The sequence below is a fragment of the Bradyrhizobium septentrionale genome (genome assembly GCF_011516645.4).
GTDB classification, from domain to species: Bacteria; Pseudomonadota; Alphaproteobacteria; order Rhizobiales; family Xanthobacteraceae; genus Bradyrhizobium; species Bradyrhizobium septentrionale.
Genome location: NZ_CP088285.1, coordinates 7,356,538 through 7,376,239, shown reverse-complemented (window position 1 = coordinate 7,376,239; position 19,702 = coordinate 7,356,538). Strand labels below are relative to the sequence as shown.

General features: G+C 65.4%; 17 protein-coding genes. 13 read left to right on the top strand and 4 right to left on the bottom strand.

Going from position 1 to position 19,702, the window contains the following annotated elements; all coding sequences use genetic code 11:
- Window positions 1–372: 372 nt before the first annotated feature.
- The gene (locus tag HAP48_RS36845) at window positions 373–3,594 is read left to right on the top strand and encodes an Rne/Rng family ribonuclease (RefSeq protein ID WP_166204676.1); all 3,222 of its coding nucleotides are present in this window, start codon (window positions 373–375) and stop codon (window positions 3,592–3,594) included.
- Between the two features lie 106 nt (window positions 3,595–3,700).
- Window positions 3,701–4,933 carry an NAD(P)/FAD-dependent oxidoreductase gene (locus tag HAP48_RS36840; protein ID WP_166204675.1) on the top strand — a complete coding sequence of 411 codons (1,233 nt, stop codon included), beginning with the start codon at window positions 3,701–3,703 and terminating at the stop codon, window positions 4,931–4,933.
- A gap of 11 nt (window positions 4,934–4,944) precedes the next feature.
- Here the strand turns inward: HAP48_RS36840 and dctA are convergent, their stop codons facing one another.
- Together dctA and HAP48_RS36830 are read right to left on the bottom strand one after the other, a co-directional pair.
- On the bottom strand, window positions 4,945–6,276 hold the full coding sequence (gene dctA / locus HAP48_RS36835) for a C4-dicarboxylate transporter DctA (protein WP_166204674.1): 1,332 nt from the start codon (window positions 6,274–6,276) through the stop codon (window positions 4,945–4,947).
- A 194-nt stretch (window positions 6,277–6,470) separates the two neighbouring features.
- A complete protein-coding gene (locus HAP48_RS36830; protein ID WP_166204673.1) occupies window positions 6,471–7,658 on the bottom strand; it encodes a pyridoxal phosphate-dependent aminotransferase in 1,188 nt (395 codons plus the stop codon).
- Window positions 7,659–7,897: 239 nt separating this feature from the next.
- Between HAP48_RS36830 and HAP48_RS36825 the strand changes: the two genes are divergently transcribed.
- The 11 genes from HAP48_RS36825 to HAP48_RS36775 all read left to right on the top strand — a co-directional run bounded on the left by HAP48_RS36825 (window position 7,898) and on the right by HAP48_RS36775 (window position 19,035).
- Window positions 7,898–9,319 (top strand): M48 family metalloprotease, encoded by a 1,422-nt coding sequence (locus tag HAP48_RS36825; RefSeq protein WP_166204672.1) that lies wholly within the window; start codon window positions 7,898–7,900, stop codon window positions 9,317–9,319.
- Between the two features lie 86 nt (window positions 9,320–9,405).
- Window positions 9,406–10,173 (top strand): DsbA family protein, encoded by a 768-nt coding sequence (locus tag HAP48_RS36820; RefSeq protein WP_166204671.1) that lies wholly within the window; start codon window positions 9,406–9,408, stop codon window positions 10,171–10,173.
- 134 nt (window positions 10,174–10,307) lie between these two features.
- Window positions 10,308–11,270 (top strand): hypothetical protein, encoded by a 963-nt coding sequence (locus HAP48_RS36815; RefSeq protein WP_166204670.1) that lies wholly within the window; start codon window positions 10,308–10,310, stop codon window positions 11,268–11,270.
- 126 nt (window positions 11,271–11,396) lie between these two features.
- A complete protein-coding gene (locus HAP48_RS36810) occupies window positions 11,397–12,248 on the top strand; it encodes a DUF1236 domain-containing protein (RefSeq protein ID WP_166204669.1) in 852 nt (283 codons plus the stop codon).
- 314 nt (window positions 12,249–12,562) lie between these two features.
- Window positions 12,563–13,048: a type II 3-dehydroquinate dehydratase gene (aroQ, locus tag HAP48_RS36805; RefSeq protein WP_166204668.1), complete on the top strand. Its 486-nt coding sequence runs from the start codon at window positions 12,563–12,565 to the stop codon at window positions 13,046–13,048.
- A 52-nt stretch (window positions 13,049–13,100) separates the two neighbouring features.
- Entirely contained in the window at window positions 13,101–13,586 is a 486-nt protein-coding gene (accB, locus tag HAP48_RS36800; protein WP_166204667.1) for an acetyl-CoA carboxylase biotin carboxyl carrier protein, read from the top strand.
- A 24-nt stretch (window positions 13,587–13,610) separates the two neighbouring features.
- Window positions 13,611–14,969: an acetyl-CoA carboxylase biotin carboxylase subunit gene (accC, locus tag HAP48_RS36795; protein ID WP_166204666.1), complete on the top strand. Its 1,359-nt coding sequence runs from the start codon at window positions 13,611–13,613 to the stop codon at window positions 14,967–14,969.
- A 116-nt stretch (window positions 14,970–15,085) separates the two neighbouring features.
- Complete coding sequence (locus HAP48_RS36790; RefSeq protein ID WP_166204665.1) at window positions 15,086–16,612, top strand: sensor histidine kinase; 1,527 nt, start codon at window positions 15,086–15,088, stop codon at window positions 16,610–16,612.
- Entirely contained in the window at window positions 16,609–17,049 is a 441-nt protein-coding gene (locus HAP48_RS36785) for a response regulator (RefSeq protein ID WP_166204664.1), read from the top strand. The genes HAP48_RS36790 and HAP48_RS36785 overlap by 4 nt, the downstream gene beginning before the upstream one ends.
- Window positions 17,046–18,137 carry a sensor histidine kinase gene (locus HAP48_RS36780; protein WP_166204663.1) on the top strand — a complete coding sequence of 364 codons (1,092 nt, stop codon included), beginning with the start codon at window positions 17,046–17,048 and terminating at the stop codon, window positions 18,135–18,137. The genes HAP48_RS36785 and HAP48_RS36780 overlap by 4 nt, the downstream gene beginning before the upstream one ends.
- Before the next feature lie 214 nt (window positions 18,138–18,351).
- Window positions 18,352–19,035 (top strand): hypothetical protein, encoded by a 684-nt coding sequence (locus tag HAP48_RS36775; protein ID WP_166204662.1) that lies wholly within the window; start codon window positions 18,352–18,354, stop codon window positions 19,033–19,035.
- Between the two features lie 12 nt (window positions 19,036–19,047).
- Here HAP48_RS36775 and HAP48_RS36770 read toward each other — a convergent pair whose 3' ends face one another.
- Window positions 19,048–19,374 carry a BA14K family protein gene (locus HAP48_RS36770; protein ID WP_224496756.1) on the bottom strand — a complete coding sequence of 109 codons (327 nt, stop codon included), beginning with the start codon at window positions 19,372–19,374 and terminating at the stop codon, window positions 19,048–19,050.
- An 11-nt stretch (window positions 19,375–19,385) separates the two neighbouring features.
- Complete coding sequence (locus tag HAP48_RS36765) at window positions 19,386–19,697, bottom strand: hypothetical protein (protein WP_166204660.1); 312 nt, start codon at window positions 19,695–19,697, stop codon at window positions 19,386–19,388.
- Between the last annotated feature and the right edge of the window lie 5 nt (window positions 19,698–19,702).

The window sequence follows — 19,702 nt, the reverse complement described above, 5'->3', positions numbered from 1 at the left end:
ACGGTTTGAGACACGGCATAACCGATTATCCGGTCCCTTGGGGCCTCGATATGCGATGGCCGGCAGGCGCTTCGGCGCCAGGCGGGGTCTTCAGCAAAAGATACGGCGGTATTTCTCGCCGCCAACATGTTTAGACGGGCCGACGCTTAATGCGCCAGACTGTATTGCCGACCAGGATCCCCCGAATGATCGCGCTGAAGCGAGGTGAAAACTTCGCCCGTCGCATCATCCCGGTGGGTTCCCGTCCGGCGCTGCGCCGCGAGACGCGTTTTGGCCTTCCCCTCACCCCCGAATCAGGTGGACCGTCGCGTCACCGGGCGGCGCTACTTGCGCGCGCCATGATCCGCGCCCGCCGCCGCCAAGAGCTCCAAAATGCCCAACAAGATGTTGATCGATGCCACCCACCCGGAAGAGACCCGGGTCGTCGTGGTCCGTGGCAATCGCGTCGAAGAGTTTGATTTCGAGACCGCTCAGCGCAAGCAGCTGCGCGGCAACATTTACCTCGCCAAGGTCACGCGCGTAGAGCCGTCGCTTCAGGCCGCCTTCATCGAGTATGGCGGCAACCGGCACGGCTTCCTGGCCTTCAGCGAAATCCATCCCGACTACTACCAGATCCCGGTCGCCGACCGTCAGGCGCTGATCGAGGCCGACGAGCGCGCTCATCGCGAGGCCGAGGAAGAGCACGAGAACCGCGGCCATCGCCGCCGGTCGCGTCACCGCAACGCCCGTCGCCGCGGCCATGGCGAGCGCGTCCAGAGCGAGGTGATCGAGGGCGCTGGCGACGCGCAGGCGCAGCCGGCCAATGAGGCTCACGAACACCACGCCGATGCCGAGCATCATGACCATGATACCGGGCATCACGATCATGGCGTGATCGCCCATGAAGATCACGAGCATGATGCGCATGATCATGCCCATCACGAGGAGCATGAGCACCACGACCATGATCACGAGCATCACCATGCTCATGGTCACGACGATCACGATCATGACCGCCACGACCACGATCATGAGCACGATCACGACCACGCTCCGGCAGTGAGCGAGGCGCCGGCCGCCGACACCCAGTCCGACCCCGTGGTCGCGGCGGTCGAAGCGTCGGCTGCGTCTGCCGCGCCTGAGGTCGTCGAGACGGTCGAGGTCAATCATGAGCCTGACCGGGCCCATCAGGAACAGGTCGAAGAGAACGCCGCGCATGCCGACGACGCTCCGCATATCGCTGCGGACGAAGTTCACGCCACCGCGGATGAGCACGCGGGCGCCGAATACGCCCCGTTGACTGATGCGACCGCGTCCGAGGCCCGGCATGGCGACGAGGCCGGCGAAGATGACGACGAGGACGACGGCGAGGAAGGCGAGGAAGAGGATGTCGTCGAGTCCGTCGGCGGCGACGACGTGCTCGAGGAGGTTCCGGAGCGCGCATTCCGCCCGCGCCGCCAGTACAAGATCCAGGAAGTGATCAAGCGCCGGCAGGTGATGCTGGTGCAGGTCGTCAAGGAAGAGCGCGGCAACAAGGGCGCCGCGCTGACCACCTATCTGTCGCTCGCCGGCCGTTACGCCGTCTTGATGCCCAACACCGCGCGCGGCGGCGGCATCAGCCGCAAGATCACCTCCGCCCAGGACCGCTCGCGACTGAAGGAAGTGGTGCAGGATCTCGACGTGCCCGAGGGCATGGGGATCATCCTGCGCACCGCCGGCGCCTCCCGCAGCAAACCCGAGATCAAGCGCGACTTCGAGTACCTGATCCGGATGTGGGAAACGGTGCGCGACCTGACGCTGAAGTCGCAGGCGCCGACGCTGGTCTACGAGGAAGGCTCGCTGATCAAGCGCTCGCTGCGCGACCTCTACAACAAGGAGATCGACGAGATCCAGGTGGCGGGCGAAGCCGGCTACCGCGAAGCGCGCGATTTCATGAAGATGCTGATGCCGGCCAACGTGCGCGCGGTGAAGCAGTATCGCGACGGCCAGCCGCTGTTCTCGCGCATGGGCGTCGAAAGCCAGCTCGACGCGATGTTCTCGCCAACCGTGCAACTGCGCTCCGGCGGCTACATCGTCATCAACCAGACCGAGGCGCTGGTCTCGATCGACGTCAACTCCGGCCGCGCCACGCGCGAGCACCATATCGAGGACACCGCGCTCAAGACCAACCTGGAAGCGGCGGAAGAAGTCGCGCGTCAATTGCGTCTGCGCGATCTCGCGGGCCTGATCGTCATCGACTTCATCGACATGGACGAGAAGCGCAACAACCGCGCGGTCGAGCGCAAGCTGTCCGACTGCCTGCGCCAGGATCGCGCGCGGATCCAGGTCGGCCGCATCTCGCATTTCGGCCTGCTGGAAATGTCGCGCCAGCGCATCCGCGCCAGCGTGCTCGAAAGCTCGACCGAGCCCTGCCCGCAATGCGGCGGAAGCGGTCACGTCCGCTCGGTCTCGTCGGTGGCGCTGCAGCTGCTGCGCGGCATCGAGGAAATCCTGATGAAGGGCGCTACCCACAATCTGGTGGTCCGCACCCGCACCGACGTCGCGCTCTACGTGCTCAACCACAAGCGCGGCCATCTGCGCGACCTCGAAGACTCCTTCCGGGTCTCGCTGTCGATCGTCGCCGACGCCACGGTGCACGGCCAGCAATCCTACATCATCGATCGCGGCGAGCAGGTGCATACGCTCGAGGCCGCCAAGGCGCTGCTGGCCGCGCAGGCCGCCGCCGCGCCGGCCCAGGCGGATGAGGTCGACGACGAGGAAGAGCTGCTCGAATACGAGACCGAGACCGACGAGACCGAAGGCCTTGCCGATGAGCAGACCGCCGGCGAGGAAGCCTCTGCCGCCGAGGGCGAAGGCGACGGTCAGCGCCGCAAGCGCCGCCGCCGGCGCCGCGGCCGCGGTGGTGCCAACGAAGCGCGCGAGGGCGCTCCGCCGCCGCGCGAGGACGGCGATCTGATGCACGTCCTGCCCGAGGGCACCGAGGCGGTTGCCGCGCAGGACGCCGAGGGTGACGAGGACGAAGGCGACGAAGCGCAGGGCGCAGCCCGCGATGACCAGTCCGCAAGTGAGGCCGGCAACGGCGATCGCCGCCCGCGCCGCCGCGGACGTCGTGGCGGCCGCCGCCGGCGCGGCAGCGGACCGGATGACGGTCTCGCTGGATCGATCGCCGACGAGCTGAGCCCTGCCGCAGCGCCGGAGGCCGCCGACGCGGTCGCCGATTTCGATAGCCATGACGCGGAGCCGGCTCCCGCGCTCGCGCAGCCCGAGCTGTTCGCCCAGCCGCAGGAATGGCAGCCGACCGAGGCTGCACCTGTCGAGGCTGCACCTGTCGAGGCCGTTGCGGCTCCCGCGCCGGAGGCTGCTGCCGCAGCCGCCGAGGACGCGGCCGCCGAAAGCGACCGCGCGCAGCGGCGCCGTTCGACGGTGCGCGAAAAGGTCAGCTTCGCGTCGAGCCCGCAGCCTGAAACACCAGCGCACGCGCTGGCTCAGAGCCCAGCTGAGGAAGCCGCCCCTGAGCCTGCAGCCGTTGCCCAGGAGGCGGCACCGGCCGCTACGGCCGAGGGTCCGGCCCGCAAGGGCTGGTGGTCGCGCCGCTTCGGCGGCGGCGGCAACTAGCGCTCCCTGGAAGTCAAAACGCCCGGTTCACGCCGGGCGTTTTTATTGGACAGGCAAACCGTTCGTCAGGCGCCGGCGTGACGGAGCCTGACGGAGACGGATCCGAATGCAAAGCGCGATCGTTCTTGGTGGCGGCATGGTGGGCGTCAGCACGGCGCTGCATCTGCAGCGGCGCGGCTGGGCGGTCACGCTCGTCGACCGCAAGGAACCGGGCCGGGAAACCAGCTACGGCAACGCCGGGATCATTCAAAGCGAGGCCGTGCGGCCCTATCCGATGCCGCGCGATCCCGCCACGCTCGCCCGGATCGCGATGGGACGCACCAACGACGTACGCTATCGGTTGGCGTCGCTGCCGCAGCACGCGGGTCCCCTGCTGCGCTACTGGTGGAACTCGACGCCCGAGCGGCACCGCGAGGCCACCATCGCCTGGGCGCGCCTGATCGCTTACGCCACACCGGAGCACGACACGCTGATCCGCGAGGCGCATGCCGACAATCTGATCCGCCGCGCCGGCTATCGCCTGCTGCATCGCGACCCGGCGGCGCTCGAGCAGGCGATCGCAGTCGCCGAAGAGAATCAGCGTGACTTCGGCGTGAAGTTTCGCGTGCTTGACGGCAGCGAGCTCGCCCGGGCGGAGCCCCTGCTGCGCGACGACCTGCCCGGCGCCATTCACTGGCTCGAGCCGTGGACCGTGTCGGACCCCGGCGGTCTGGTCTCGGCCTATGCCGGACTGTTCGAGCGTCTCGGCGGGACATTGCTGCGCGGCGATGCGCAGACATTGACCGAGACGGCGTCCGGCTGGTCGGTCGACACGAACAGCGGCCGGATCGATGCCGCCCACGTCGTGGTCACGCTCGGGCCGTGGTCACCGCAATTGCTGCGCAAGTTCGGCTACCGGATCCCGCTGGTGCGCAAGCGCGGCTACCACATGCACTACCAGGGCGGCCGCTCGCTTGACCTGCCGCTAGTCGATACCGCGAATGGCTACGCTATGGCGCCGATGGCGAAGGGAATCCGCATCACCACCGGCGCGGAGCTGACCAGTCCGGACGCGCCGGCCACGCCGATCCAGCTTGGCCACGCCGAAACGGCGGCGCGGCAGTTGCTCGAGATCGGCAGCCGCGTCGAGCCCGAGCCCTGGTTCGGCACCCGCCCCTGCACCACCGACATGCTGCCAGTGCTGGGGCCGGCGCCGCGCCATCGCGGGCTGTGGGTGAATTTCGGCCACGGCCATCAGGGCTTCACCCTCGGCCCCGCGACGGCGCGCGTGCTCGCCGAAACGATGAACGGCGAGGCATCCGCCGTGGATACCTCGCCGTATCGGCTGGACCGGTTCTGATTCCGAACGAATTAATCCGTCGTCAGCGCGGTCTCCAGGTCGGTCGGGTCGATCTGTCTGGCGAGATTGGCATTGAGCTTGTCGCGGTCGAGCTCGCCCTCCCACCAGGCGATGATCACACAGGCGACGCCGTTGCCGCACAGATTGGTCAGCGCGCGGCACTCGCTCATGAACTTGTCGATGCCGAGCACGATCGCCATGCCCGGCACCAGCCGCGGATCGACCACCGCCAGCGTCGCCGCCAGCGTGATGAAGCCCGCGCCGGTGATGCCGGAGGCCCCCTTCGAGGTCAGCATCGCCACGATCAGGATCGTGATCTGCTGGCTGAAGCTGAGATCGAAGCCGAGCGCCTGCGCGATGAACAGCGTCGCCAGCGTCATATAGATGTTGGTGCCGTCGAGGTTGAACGAGTAGCCCGTGGGCACCACGAGGCCGACGACCGACTTCGAGCAGCCGAGCCGTTCGAGCTTCTCCATCAATGACGGCAGCGCGCTTTCGGACGACGAGGTGCCGAGCACGATCAACAGCTCGTCCTTGATGTAGGCCAGAAACTTGAAGATCGAGAACCCGGCGGTCCGCGCGATCATGCCGAGCACCACGAACACGAACAGCGCGGCGGTCAGATAGAACGTCGCGATCAGCCCCATCAGGTTGAGGATCGCGCCGGTGCCGAACTTGCCGATGGTGAAGGCCATTGCGCCGAACGCGCCGATCGGCGCCGCCCGCATCACGATCGAGATGACGCCGAACACCGCATGCGCGGCGTCGTCGATGAACGAGCGGATGGTGTGGCCGCGCTCGCCCAGCCCCATGAGCGCGAAGCCGAACAGCACCGAGAACAGCAGCACCTGCAGGATTTCGCCCTGCGCGAATGCGCCCACCACGGTATCCGGAATGATATGCAGCACGAAGTCGACGCTCTTCTGCGCCTCCGCCTGCTTGGCATAACCGGCGACCGCCTGCGCATTCGCCGCCGCATTGCCGAAGCCCGCGCCCGGCTTCACCAGATTGCCGACCAGCAAGCCGAGCACCAGCGCGAAGGTCGAGACCACCTCGAAATAGACCAGCGCCTTGACGCCGATGCGGCCGACCTTCTTGGCATCCTGGATATGGGCAATGCCCGACACCACGGTGCAGAAGATGATCGGCGCGATCACCATCTTGATCAGCTTGATGAAGCCGTCGCCGAGCGCCTTGATCCACTCGTTGGTGGCAAGGGCGGGCCAGAACGCGCCGACCAGCGCGCCGAGCACGATCGCGATCAGGACCTGGACATAGAGAATCTTGTACCACGGCTTGCCGGCGCTCGCCGGCGCAGCCGTGGCAACGGTTGCCGTTGCCATGTGTCACTCCCCCTCAGAAATGGCGGAAATAGCCAAGATCAACTTGGCGGTTGAAGTCAAACTGGAAACTGTGTGGACGCTGCCGCTTATCCGCGACGATCTGCCGCGCACCGCGCAGCCGAAATCATGGCGCCGGGCTGCGAAACCGATTTGGCTGACAAGACGAACTCCGGAAGGCTCTTGAAGATTTCGGGCTATTTAAGCCAACGCGCGATCCGCGCAACTGCTTCCTGCATCTCCGCCGCCGAGCGCGCATAGGAAAAACGGATGAAGGCGCGGCCGTGGATCGGATCGAAATCGACGCCGGGGGTCGCCGCGACATGCGCCTTCTCCAGCATCTCGCTGGCGAAGGCGAAACTGTCGGAGGTGAAGCCGGAGACGTCGGCATAGAGATAGAACGCGCCGTCGGCGGGCAGGAATTTGGTCAGCCCGGCTTTCGGCAGGCCCTCGATCAGGATGCGGCGGTTCTCCTGGTAGCCACGCTTGATCGCCTCCATCTCCTCGCGGCCTTCGAACGCCGCTTCGGCTGCGATCTGCGACAAGGTCGGCACCGAGATCGACAGGTTCTGCTGCAGCCGTTCGATCGGCCGCACCAGCACCTCGGGCACCACCATCCAGCCGACGCGCCAGCCGGTCATGCAGAAGTATTTCGAGAACGAATTGATCACCAGCGCGTTCGGCGACAGCTCCGCGGCCGTCACCGCCGGAAATGCGTAGTCGAGGCCGTGATAGATCTCGTCGGAGATGAAGCGGATGCCGGCGCTGTCGGCGGCCGCCATCAGGCTCGACAGCGCCTCGCGCGACATCATGGTGCCGGTCGGGTTGGCGGGACTGCCGACCAGCACGCCCTTCAGCGGCGCCCTGCGATGGGCGGCGAGCAGCGCCTCCCCGGTCAGCGCATGGCGGGTGTCGCCGGAGGTTTCGATCAGCACCGGCTCGCAGCCGAGCGCGGTCAGGATGTGCCGGTACGGCGGATAACCCGGCACGGTGACCGCGACCCGGTCGCCCGGCTCGAACATCGCGAGAAACGCCAGGATGAATCCGCCCGACGAGCCCGTGGTGACGATGATGCGCTCGGCGTCGACCGCGCAGCCATACGTGTCGCGGTAATGCCGCGCGATGCGCGCGCGCAGCGAGGGGATGCCGAGCGCGGAGGTGTAGTCGATCCGCCCCCCGGCAAGCGCGGCCTGCGCGGCCGCGATCGCCGGCTTCGGAGCGCCCTCGGCGGGCTGCCCCACCTCCATGTGGATGACATGGCCGCCCGCCGCCTCGATTCGCGCGGCAGCCGCCATCACGTCCATCACCATGAACGGCGGAACATCGCTCCGGCCGGACGCTGTCAAAAGGCTGCTCACACGGTCTCTCGCTGTCGCTTCACGCATGGTTTTCTGCTATTGCACGGCCGCTGCCGAATTCAGGTTCCCACACCGACTGCCGCCCCAGACTGGCCGCATTCGGTGGCTCCTTATAACGTTTTCAGGCCAAGTGAATAGGCCAAGTGCATACCCGGTTCGCGTGAAGAAGAACTGCAAAAACAACAGACTGCGCCGCGCGCCTGATCCGGTCGGGCCCGGAACCGGGCTTCGCCCCGGCGCGGCCAGCCATCGCCGGTAAATCGCCCATGCTGTTCCGCTTCGCGCTTCGCACCAGAACCTTTCAGCCGACTGCATTCAAGCTGACCGCATTACTGACCGCGGTCGCGCTCGCGATCGGTCCTACCGTCCCTGCGCAGGCCCAGCAGAAGGGCCCGCCGGTGCTGCGCGACACCGAGTCCGAGCAGCTGTTGCGCGAATATACGCGGCCGATCCTGCGCGCCGCTGGTCTGGAGAAGCAGAACATCCAGATCGTCATCATCAACGAAAGCTCGTTCAACGCCTTCGTCGCCGACGGCCGCCGCATCTTCGTCAATTACGGAGCGCTGCTGCAATCGGAGACGCCGAACCAGATTATCGGCGTGCTGGCGCATGAGACCGGCCATCTGGCCGGCGGCCATCTCGCCAAGATGCGCGAGCAGCTGGCACAGGCGCAGACCCAGATGATCATCGCGATGCTGCTCGGCGTTGGCGCGCTGGCCGCGGGTGCTGCGGGCGGCGGCGGCGGCAGCGGCCTCTCCAGCGCCGGTGCCGCCGCGATCTCGGCGCCGCAGTCGGTCATTCAGCGCACGCTGCTGTCCTATCAGCGCCAGCAGGAAGAAAACGCCGACCGCGCCGGCGTCAGATTCCTGACCGCGACCGGCCAGTCGGCCCGGGGCATGTACGAGACGTTCAAGCGCTTCACCGATGAGAGCCTGTTCGCCTCACGCGGCGCCGACCCCTATCTGCAGTCGCACCCGATGCCGGTCGACCGCGTCTCGGCGCTGGAGGAACTGGCGCGCTCGAGCCCCTATTGGGACAAGAAGGACGATCCGGCGCTGCAGCTGCGCCACGACATGATGCGCGCCAAGATCTCGGGCTTCATGGAGCGGCAGGACACGGTCTACCGCCGCTATCCGCTGTCCAACACCAGCCTGCCGGCGCGCTATGCGCGCGCCATCACGACCTATCTGCACGGCGATCTGCGTTCGGCGATCGCGCAGATCGACGGCTTGATCCAGGTGCAGCCCAACAATCCCTATTTCTACGAATTGCGCGGTCAGGCGCTGCTCGAAGGCGGCCGGCCCGCTGAGGCGATCGCGCCGCTGCGCCGCGCGGTGCAGCTCTCCGGCAATTCGCCGCTGATCGAGATGCTGCTCGGCCAAGCGCTGGTCGCTTCCGACAACAAGGCCACCACCGACGAGGCGATCAACATGCTGCGTGCCGCGGTGGCGCGCGAGCCCGAGGCGCCGATCGGCTATACCCAGCTCGCGATGGCCTATGGCCGCAAGGGCGACTATGCCCAGGCCGACCTTGCCTCGGCGCAGGCCGCCTATCTGCGCGGCGACAACAAGACCGCCCGCGAGCTGGCGTCGCGCGCCAAGACGCGGTTCGCGATCGGCACGCCCGGCTGGGTCAAAGCTGACGACATTGTGAGCGCCAAGCCCATGCCGGGTCAGAAAAACAACTAGAAATAAACCGTAGTTCCATACAACGATCACCGAAACCGGCTCACGGCCCCGCCGCATTTTGGGCCACCTCGAACAAGGATTTTGTCATGCCAGCGCTTCGTTTTCTTGCTCCTGCCCTGCTCGCGCTCGGCATCTGTGCCGCGCCGCTGTCGGCGTCCGCGCAGAGCTTCAACGACACCCAGCGCGGCGACATCGAGACCATCGTGCGCAACTATCTGATCGCGCACCCCGAGGTGCTCGAGGAGGCGATGAACGAGCTGAGCAAGCGGCAGGCCGCCGCCGAAGCCGAGAAGCATGAGCAGAGCGTCGCCAAGAACGCCGACACCATCTTCAATTCGCCGCGCGGCGTCTTCCTCGGCAACAAGGACGGCGACGTCACCTTCGTCGAGTTCTTCGATTACAATTGCGGCTACTGCAAGCGCGCGATGTCCGACATGATGGATTTGATGAAGGCGGATCCGAAGCTGAAGGTGGTGCTGAAGGAATTCCCGGTGCTGAGCCAGGGCTCGGTCGAGGCCGCGCAGGTCGCGGTCGCGGTGCGCATGCAGGATCCGACCGGCAAGAAGTATCTCGACTTCCACCAGAAGCTGCTGGGCGGCCGCGGCGCCGCCGACAAGGCGCGCGCGCTGGCGGTCGCCAAGGAGGTCGGTCTCGACATGACCAAGCTCGAGAAGGACATGGCGAGCCCCGAAGTGAAGGCGACCATCGAGGAGAATTTCCGCCTCGCCGAATCCATGGGCATGAACGGTACGCCGAGCTACGTGATCGGCAAGCAGGTCGTGATCGGCGCGGTCGGCGTCGACAATCTCAAGGAAAAGATCGGCATCGCCCGCTGCGGCAAGGCGACCTGCTGATCGCGCTTTCGCCAGCGCTCATTCGCTCAACGAAATCCGGCTGCCAGGCAGCCGGATTTTTTTATTGCCGGCACCGAACCGCCTCCGCGCTCGCCGCAACCAAGGGCCGTCACCAACAACGAAGGCCGCGCGCGATGCCTCTGGCCCCGCCAACCCTTGCTCTACCAACCCTTGCTCCACCAACCCTCGGCTACGACCTCACGCTGCTGAAGACGGCGCCGCCGCGCGGCACCGAGCACGATCACGGCTGGTGCTACGGCTTGCCGCCTGGCATTCGCACCGAGCGATGGCCGCTCAGTCCGCATGACGGCTTTCCGATGCAGCACTGCTTCACGCTGCGCATTCCCGTGCAATATCGTACCAAGGGCGACGCCTATGTTGCGCTCGCGATGTTCGCCGACCAGCAATATGACGAGCCCGACGAGATCGATGCGGTCGCGCAATATCTCGCCGCGGAGACGATCGAGCGTCCGGCCGATCCCCATCTGCTGCCGTACTTCGCCTATCGGCAGCACCGTCATCCGATGGAGTTTCGGATGAAGGACATCATCGACCATAATTTCGCGGCGATCTGGCTCACGGATGCCGAGTTCATAGGACCGCTGTGCCGGCCGCCAAAGCTGGCCGGCAATCCATTGCTGGAAGCCAATGCGCCACCGCGCTGGCTCGAGAACGGCGCGGCGCGCACGGCGTTCGATGCGCAGGTCGGCCGCACCACAAGCGTCGACGAGTTGGAGAAGAGATACTGGTACCGCCTGTTCGGCCGTGTCCCCGAGACCGGGCACCACGCCTTCGGCATTGCGCTTGCGCCTCGCGACAACGATCCCAATGTCGGCAAGCCGCCGCGCGATCATCTGCTGCACAAGGGCGCGCTCGGCGACTACATCGCGCCGTACGGCGAAGATGGCAAGGCGCGCGGCCTCGAGCGGTTGCACGGCCGCAACCATCTCGGCGGCACGATGTTTCCGAATCAATGGACGCCGAAATTCAGCGCGACCTATCTCGAGATCGAGGAGCATTTCGGCGGTTTCAATTTCGGCGGCGGCAACGGCCAGCTCGATCTTGCGAGCATGGAGTTCGACTGGGCCTGCGGTTGAAACGCGCGTTTGTTCATCGCGCATTCACACAACAAACAAACCGCGGGGAACCGCAAATCAACAGGAACATCGCACATCCTCTCCCGTTGTCGGCGCGGGCAATGCTAAAATACGAGGAGGACTACGATGTCTAACCGCTTTCTGATTTCGGTCGCCGCAGCGGCTCTGATCGCCGGCACCGGTTTCGCGAACGCACAGGGCGCCGGCGGCGCCAACAAGGAGACCGGGGCCGGTGGTGGTGCGACCACGCAGCACAGCGCACCGTCCGGGGGCGCGTCTTCGGGCACCATGCAGCGCGATACAGGCGGCATGAAGGGTTCCGAGCATTCCACGACCGGTGAATCCCCGAGCACCAAGGGTGCGGAGTCCGACAAGTCCGGCCCCGCCACCAAGGGTGCGCAGGACAACACGCAGAAGTCGAAGAGCATGAGCTCCGAGAACGACGCGACCAAGAGCTCCAAGGAAGGCTCGAAGGACATGAAGGCCGAGGGCCGCGACAAGAGCGGCAACATGAAGGCCGAGGAGCATGACAAGAGCGGCAAGATGAACGCGGAAAGCCGTGACGGCCGCGATCGCAACAACGCCGCCGACAGCCGCGACAAGAGCGGCGCCACGACCAACCAGAACGCTCAGACCAAGAGCCCGGCGGATACCAACCGCACGCAGACCAACGACACCAGCCGCACGCAGACCACGACTGGTAACGCGGCAACGTCGGCAACCGCGGCTCCGCCGGCCGAGAAGCGCACCCAGATCTCGACCGCGATCAAGTCGGAGAAGGTCACCGAGGTCACCAACGTGAACTTCAACGTGTCGGTCGGCACCCGCGTCCCGGCCGACGTTCGCTTCTACCCGGTGCCGGAGCGGGTCGTGACGATCTACCCGCAGTGGCGCGGTTACGAGTTCATCCTGGTTCACGGCCGCTACATCATCGTGCAGCCGGAGACCCACGAGATCGTCTACATCATCGAGGGCTAAGCCGGCCTCGGTGCGAGGGCGCCATCAAAGGGCCTTCGCCCATTCTCGACCCCGCCCCCCTTCGGGGCGGGGTTTTGCGTCCTGGCACGGCCCCTCGCGGCAGTGGATGGCTGCCGGGGAGCGCCAGCGGAAGCCGCTTTCCGCGAGATTTGGTTAATCAGCAATTTCAGTATGTTACGGCAGCTACCTGACAGGGTGGAGGAAGCCGTTGAAGACGTTCCGACTTCACCTAAAGACTTCCCCTGCGCCCGGTTGTTACCTATAACCCGGCCCACTCCACCCCTTGTCGGAACCCTTTGGCCGGAACCCCTGGAATGGCTGCTGCCGGAACGATCTATGTGCTGAACGGCCCGAACCTCAATCTGCTGGGGACGCGCGAGCCGGAGACCTACGGCCACGCCACCCTCGCCGACGTCGAGAAGCTGTGCGCGGACACCGCACGCCAGTTCGGACTTGCCGCCGACTGCCGGCAGTCCAACCGCGAGGGTGAACTGATCGACCTCATCCATGAGGCCCACGCCAAAAAGGCGGTCGGCATCATCATCAATGCCGGCGGTTACTCCCATACCTCGATCGCGCTGCATGACGCGCTGGTTGCGGTCAAGATTCCCGCCGTCGAAGTCCATGTCAGCAACATCCACGCCCGCGAGAGCTTCCGGCACCACTCGTTCACTGCTAAAGCCGCGTTCGCGTCGCTCTGCGGCTTCGGCATCGATGGCTACCGGCTTGCGATCATCGGCCTCGCCACCAAGATTGGTGCCAAGATCGGCACCAAGACCGATGCCAAGGCAAAGGCTTAATCGTCACTCCTGACGTCCCCCGTCATCAGACAGAGATTTTGGATCAAACAACATGGCGCGCCAGCCAGACGACAAATCAGCGGCAAAATCCAAGAGCGACGACAGCGCGCTCATTCGCGAGCTCGCACTGCTGCTCGCGGAGACCAATCTGACCGAGATCGAGATCGAGCGTGCCGGCCTGCGCGTCCGCGTCGCACGCAATATCAGCATCGCGGCATCCGTGCCCGCTGCCATGAATGCGGTTGCCGCACCGGCCGCCATGTCCGTGCCGGTGGCCGCGGCTGCGACCGATCTCGCCAAGCACCCGGGCGCCGTGCCTTCGCCGATGGTCGGCACCGCCTATTGGGCGCCCGAGCCGGGCGCCAAGCCGTTCATTGAAGTCGGCACCAAGGTCTCGGCCGGCCAGACGCTTCTGATCATCGAGGCGATGAAGACGATGAACCAGATCCCGTCGCCGCGCGCGGGCACCGTGACGCAAATTCTCATCGAGGACGGCCAGCCGGTCGAATTCGGCGAGCCGCTCGTCATCATTGAATAGCTTTCGTCAACACCAGGCGCTGCGATGTTTGACAAGATCCTCATAGCCAATCGCGGCGAGATCGCGCTTCGCGTGCTGCGCGCCTGCAAGGAGCTCGGCATCTCGACGGTGGCGGTGCATTCCACCGCCGACGCCGACGCCATGCATGTGCGGCTCGCCGACGAGAGCGTGTGCATCGGTCCACCGCCGTCGAAGGATTCCTATCTCAACGTGCCAGCGCTGCTCGCAGCTTGCGAGATCACCGGCGCCGACGCCGTGCATCCGGGCTACGGCTTCCTGTCCGAGAACGCGCGCTTCGCCGAGATCCTCGCCGACCACAATCTGGGCTTCATCGGACCGAAGGCCGAGCACATCCGCCTGATGGGCGACAAGATCGAAGCCAAGAAGACCGCCAAGCGCCTCGGCATTCCCGTGGTGCCCGGCTCCGACGGCGCGGTGACGGCGGACGACGACGCCATGGCGATCGCCAAGGAGATCGGCTTCCCGGTGCTGGTGAAGGCGGCTGCCGGCGGCGGCGGGCGCGGCATGAAGGTCGCTCACAGCGAGGCCGACCTCGCGCTCGCGCTCTCGACCGCGGCCAACGAGGCCAAATCGGCGTTCGGCGACGCCTCGGTCTATCTGGAGAAATACCTGCAGAAGCCGCGCCACATCGAGATCCAGATTCTCGGCGACGGCCGCGGCGGCGCCATCCATCTCGGCGAGCGCGACTGCTCGCTGCAGCGGCGTCACCAGAAGGTCTGGGAGGAAGGCCCCTCGCCGGTGCTCGCGGCGGCCGCGCGCGCCAGGATCGGCGAGACCTGCGCCAAGGCGATGCGGGACATGAAGTATCTCGGCGTCGGCACCATCGAATTCCTCTACGAGGACGGCGAGTTCTATTTCATCGAAATGAACACGCGCATCCAGGTCGAGCATCCCGTCACCGAAAGCATCACCGATATCGATCTGGTGCTGGAGCAGATCCGGATTGCGGCCGGCGGCGACCTTCCGGCCAAGCAGAGCGACATCGCGATCATCGGCCACGCCATCGAGTGCCGCATCAATGCGGAGAACCCGGAGACCTTCCGTCCCTCGCCGGGACGGATCACCCAATACCATCCGCCGGGCGGCCTCGGCGTGCGAATCGATTCCGCCGTCTACCAGGGTTACGTGATCCCGCCCTATTACGACTCGCTGGTCGGCAAGCTGATCGTGCACGGCAAGACCCGCGGCGAGTGCCTGATGCGACTGCGCCGTGCGCTGGACGAGATGGTGGTCGACGGCATCGAGACGACGCTGCCGCTGTTCCGCGCATTGGTGCGCGAGCCCGACATCATCGAAGGCGACTACCACATTCACTGGCTGGAGCAGTACCTCGCCGGCCAGCCATCGGACGCCCCGAAATAGTTCGGAACTCCGTGGAACCCAGCGCCCTGTTCAAACGTAATTAAGGGGTTATTGGCTTTCCACGGGGACGCATTGAATCCCACTCCCAAGAATTCCACTCCCGAGACGAGAGCGCCGTGACACCGGTTTCACGACGCAGGTCCACGCTGCAGATCCTGCTGCTTTCGGCGGGATTTTTCGTGCTGGTCGCGATCAGCGTGGCTTCAGTCATCCTCGTCAATAAGGCGCGCGAGGACAACGCCTGGGTGGTCCACACCGTCGAGGTCGAAAGCCAGGTCGCCAACCTGCTGGTCGACATCAGGCGCGCGGAAAGTGCGACCAGGGCTTATCTGCTAACGTCGGCACCACAGTACCTGGCCGAGTACCAGTCCGCTGCAGCGGGAATACCGTCCGCGCTCAATCATCTCCAGATGATGACCGTCGACAATCCGGCGCAGGTCGCCAATGCCGCGAAGCTCAAGGCCGCGGTCGAGCAACGGCTGGCCGAGTTCGCGCTCAGCATCGAGCGCGTCAAGAACAACGACACCGCGACCAGCATCGACATCCTGCGCAAGGGAACACCGAGCGATGCGGTGGAGGCGATCGCCAGGATCGGCCGCGACTTGCGCACCGAGGAGGATCGCTTGCTGGCGATGCGCACCTCGACCGCAGACAGGACCCAGGTGCTGGCCTCCTCCGTCACGATCGCAGGCTCCTGCATGGTGCTGGCACTCGCCGCCCTCTCGCTCGTGCTGCTGCGGCAATCCTCGCGGGCCCGTAACGAGGCCGAGGCCAGGCTGCGCGACAGCAACGTCAATCTTGAAACCATCGTCGACGAGCGCACCGCGGACCTGCGCGAGGCCAACGAGGAGATCCAGCGCTTCGCCTACATCGTCAGCCATGATTTGCGTTCGCCGCTGGTCAACATCATGGGATTCACCAGCGAGCTGGAGGAATTGCGCGGCGACATCTTCAAGCGCATCGCCACGCTCAATCGCACCGCGTCGCTGGCGCCGGCGATGGAAGACGCCACCGACGTGGCCGAGCCCGAGCTCGAAGGTTCCGACAAGCAGCTATCCGACGATTTCAATGAGTCGCTCGGCTTCATCAAATCGTCGATCGCCAAGATGGACCGCCTGATCAGTGCGATCCTCAACCTCACCCGCGAGGGCCGCCGCGAGTTCAAGCCCGAACGGATCGATCTTCGCGAGTTGATCGACGGCATCGTCAAGACGGTCGCTCACCAGGCTGTCGAGGCCAATGCCACCGTCAAGGTCGGCGCGCTGCCCAACCTCGTCAGCGACCGCCTCGCGCTGGAGCAGATCTTCTCCAACCTGATCGACAACGCGCTCAAGTACCTCAGGAACGGTGTCCCCGGCGAGATCTCGATCGAGGGCCGCACCAAGCTGGGCTTCGCGATCTTCGAGGTCACCGACAACGGCCGCGGCATCGATCCGAAGGATCATCAGCGCATTTTCGACCTGTTCCGCCGCGCCGGAACCCAGGACAAGCCCGGTCAGGGCATCGGACTTGCCCATGTCCGCGCACTTGTGCGCAGACTGGGCGGCACCATGTCGGTAGCATCGGAACTTCACAACGGCAGCACGTTCACCGTGACACTGCCTATCAATTGGTCAGGCAAGCACCGGGATAAAGAATCATGAGCGATCCAGTCACCATCATCATGATCGAGGACGACGAGGGCCATGCCCGCCTGATTGAGCGCAATATCCGGCGCTCAGGTGTCAACAATGAGATCGTCCCGTTCACCAACGGTACAGAGGCCATCAACTACCTGTTCGGCAAGGATGGCAGCGCGGTCGAGCGCAAGGGCCAAGCCCTGCTCATCCTGCTTGATCTCAATCTGCCTGACACGAGCGGCATCGATATTCTGCGGCGGGTCAAGGAGAACAAGTATCTCAAGGCGACGCCGGTGGTCGTGCTGACCACGACCGACGACTCCCAGGAGATCAAGCGTTGCTACGAACTCGGTTGCAACGTCTACATCACCAAGCCGGTGAACTACGAAAGCTTTGCCAACGCCATTCGCCAGCTTGGCCTGTTCTTTTCCGTGATTCAGGTGCCACCTGCTTCGATATGACCAGCGCAACGCCGACACTGCTCTATATCGATGACGACGCGGCGCTGGCGCGCCTGGTCGACCGCGGCCTGACGCGCGCGGGCTTCAAGGTCGTGCACGCCGCAAGCGGCCAGCAAGGCCTCGACCGGCTCGCTCAGGGCGGCATCGACGTCGTCGCGCTCGACCAGGTCATGCCTGGCCTCGATGGGCTGGAAACGCTGGAGCAGATCCTCAAGATCGCGGACGCGCCGCCGGTGGTGTTCGTCACCGCCTCGCAGGATTCGGCGATCGCGGTCACCGCGCTGAAGGCCGGCGCGGCCGACTATCTGGTCAAGGACGCGAGGGGCGATTTCATTCCTCTGCTCCAGGTCGCGGTGAACGGCGCGATCCGGCAGGCCGCGATCCAGAAGGCGCGCGACGAGGCCGAGGCCGAGGTCCACGCCTCGCGCGACCGCTACGCCGCGCTCGCCGCCGAGCGCGAGGTTCTGTTGCGCGAGGTCAATCATCGCGTCGGCAATTCGCTGCAGATCATCGCATCGCTGCTGCATCTGCAGGCCAATTCCGCGAGCCAGCAGGACGTCAAGGCGGCGCTCACCAACGCCATGGGCCGCGTCGCCGCGGTCGCGCAGGTGCACCGTCGCCTCTATACCTCGCACGACTTCAAGACGGTGATGCTCAACCAGTATCTCGAGGCGCTGCTCGAGGATCTCAGGCGATCGGCCGAGGGCAACAAGATGTCGCGGCTGACGCTGAAGGCCGCCCCGATCGAGATCGACCCCGACCGCGCGGTCGCGATCGGCATCATCGTCAACGAGCTGGTGATGAATGCCGTGAAATACGCCTATCCCGACGGCGCCGGCCCGATCCATGTCGAGCTGAAGCCGCAGGCCGAGGATTTGCAGCTTGCGATCAGCGATGACGGCGTCGGCTTTTCCGATATGGCCGACCCGCGCGGTACCGGCATGGGCCAGCGCATCGTCACCGCAATGGCCGCCAAGCTCGACGCCAGCGTCGAGCGCGACCCGAACCACCAGGGCACCCGCTTCGTGCTGCGGTTCGCCCGCGTCAGCCCGGCGCTGGCGAAATCGACAAGCGCCGCCGCGAGTTAAAGCGTTTTCGAGCGAAGTGGATACCGGTTCGCGTGAAGAAAACGCGTCGAACAGAGAGCCGGAGCCTGCGGCGAATTCGATCGATTTGTCGCGTTGGCGTTAAGGGCTGCGTCATCCTGTTGTTCGATCGGAATGTCACCCTTCCGCCGTATTAAGAAACAAATCGACGTTGATTGCGAAAATCCCGCCACCAGCTTGGCAGGAGGCGCTACCCATGTTCGGGCGCAGGATCACCTTCGGGAAGAAGCAGCACACCCTTGGCGAACTCCAGGAATTGATGCGTCCGACACCTGACGCGGATGGCGTGACGCGGGTCTTTCCCAAGGAGATCTGGGACGATCCGAAGGTCGGTGCGATGCTGCGCGATCTCGGCTTCAACCCCGACGATCCGCGCAATATCAGAAAGACGGCGGAAGACTACATCGCGATGTTCGCCGCGGCGAAAAAGCGGCTCGATGAACGCTCTGAAGCCTTCAACCGCGACATGACCACCCGCTACGGCTACTGCCGCGCCGTCCCCTTCCTGGTGATCGACCACACCATCTGGGACGGCGAGGATGGCGCCTTCCTCTATGCGAGCATGAACCTGATCGGCTTCGACGACTGGAACGTGCTGATGTTGGCGGCAGATGAGCGCACCAGGCAAATGTGCGGCATCGCCGGCCATCCCGGCACCGTGCCTGCCGTCACCGACGTCGTGGCCAAGCACGTGACCGCATGGAAGGCGCGCCACGAGGCGGCGCTGGAATTATACGGCGTCACGGCCACAGGCGGCGAAGGCGGCATCACGCGCGAACAATATGAGACGGAGAAGGACACGCTGCGCCAGGAAATCGTCGACAAGGTCGGCTGGATGAAGCCGCGCATCATCGACGAGCTTGTGCGCATTCAGGGCTAAGACACCCGCCTCTCAATCCTGCCTGTCGCGGTGCCGCCGCGTCCGGTACGGGCGGCAGTCCTGACACGGCGCGCCAAAGATCACCTGCGACGGATACGGCCGCGCAGAGTGCCACGGCGTCGAGCCGAACAGGCCCGCCGCCCCGAACCCTGCGCTGAAGGGATCGGCGGCGAAGCTGCCCGGAAAATAGCCGTTGCTGCGGAAATCGCGGTCGTCGTCGCGGCCGTCGAAATACGCCCCGCCGGTGCTGCCATAGCGCAGCGGCCGCTCCTGTGCCGATGTCGCGGCCGCGCTGAGCGCGATGGCGGCGCAGGCGATCAGTCCTCTCATGGCAATCATGGCCAAAGCCCTCATGGCGGATTGGTGCCCCAATCGCCCTTCCAGGCGATCAGGCGTCCCTTGCCGAATTGCAGATAGAGCCCGTCGCTGCGCCGCGACAGCACGCTGCCCCTGACATTGGGCAGCGCGACGAACAATTCATTGCCCGGCGTGCCGCGAACGTAATTCAGGGGAACGCCCAGCGACTGGCTGGCCTGGTCGGCGTTCATGCCGAAGGCAAGCGGAACGCTGTTCGGCGCACGTTGCTGTGCGCGGGCTGCGCCGAGCGGCGCGCCCAGCGCGATGACGAGGGTGACGATGACGAGTGTGACGAACCGCTGCATGACCG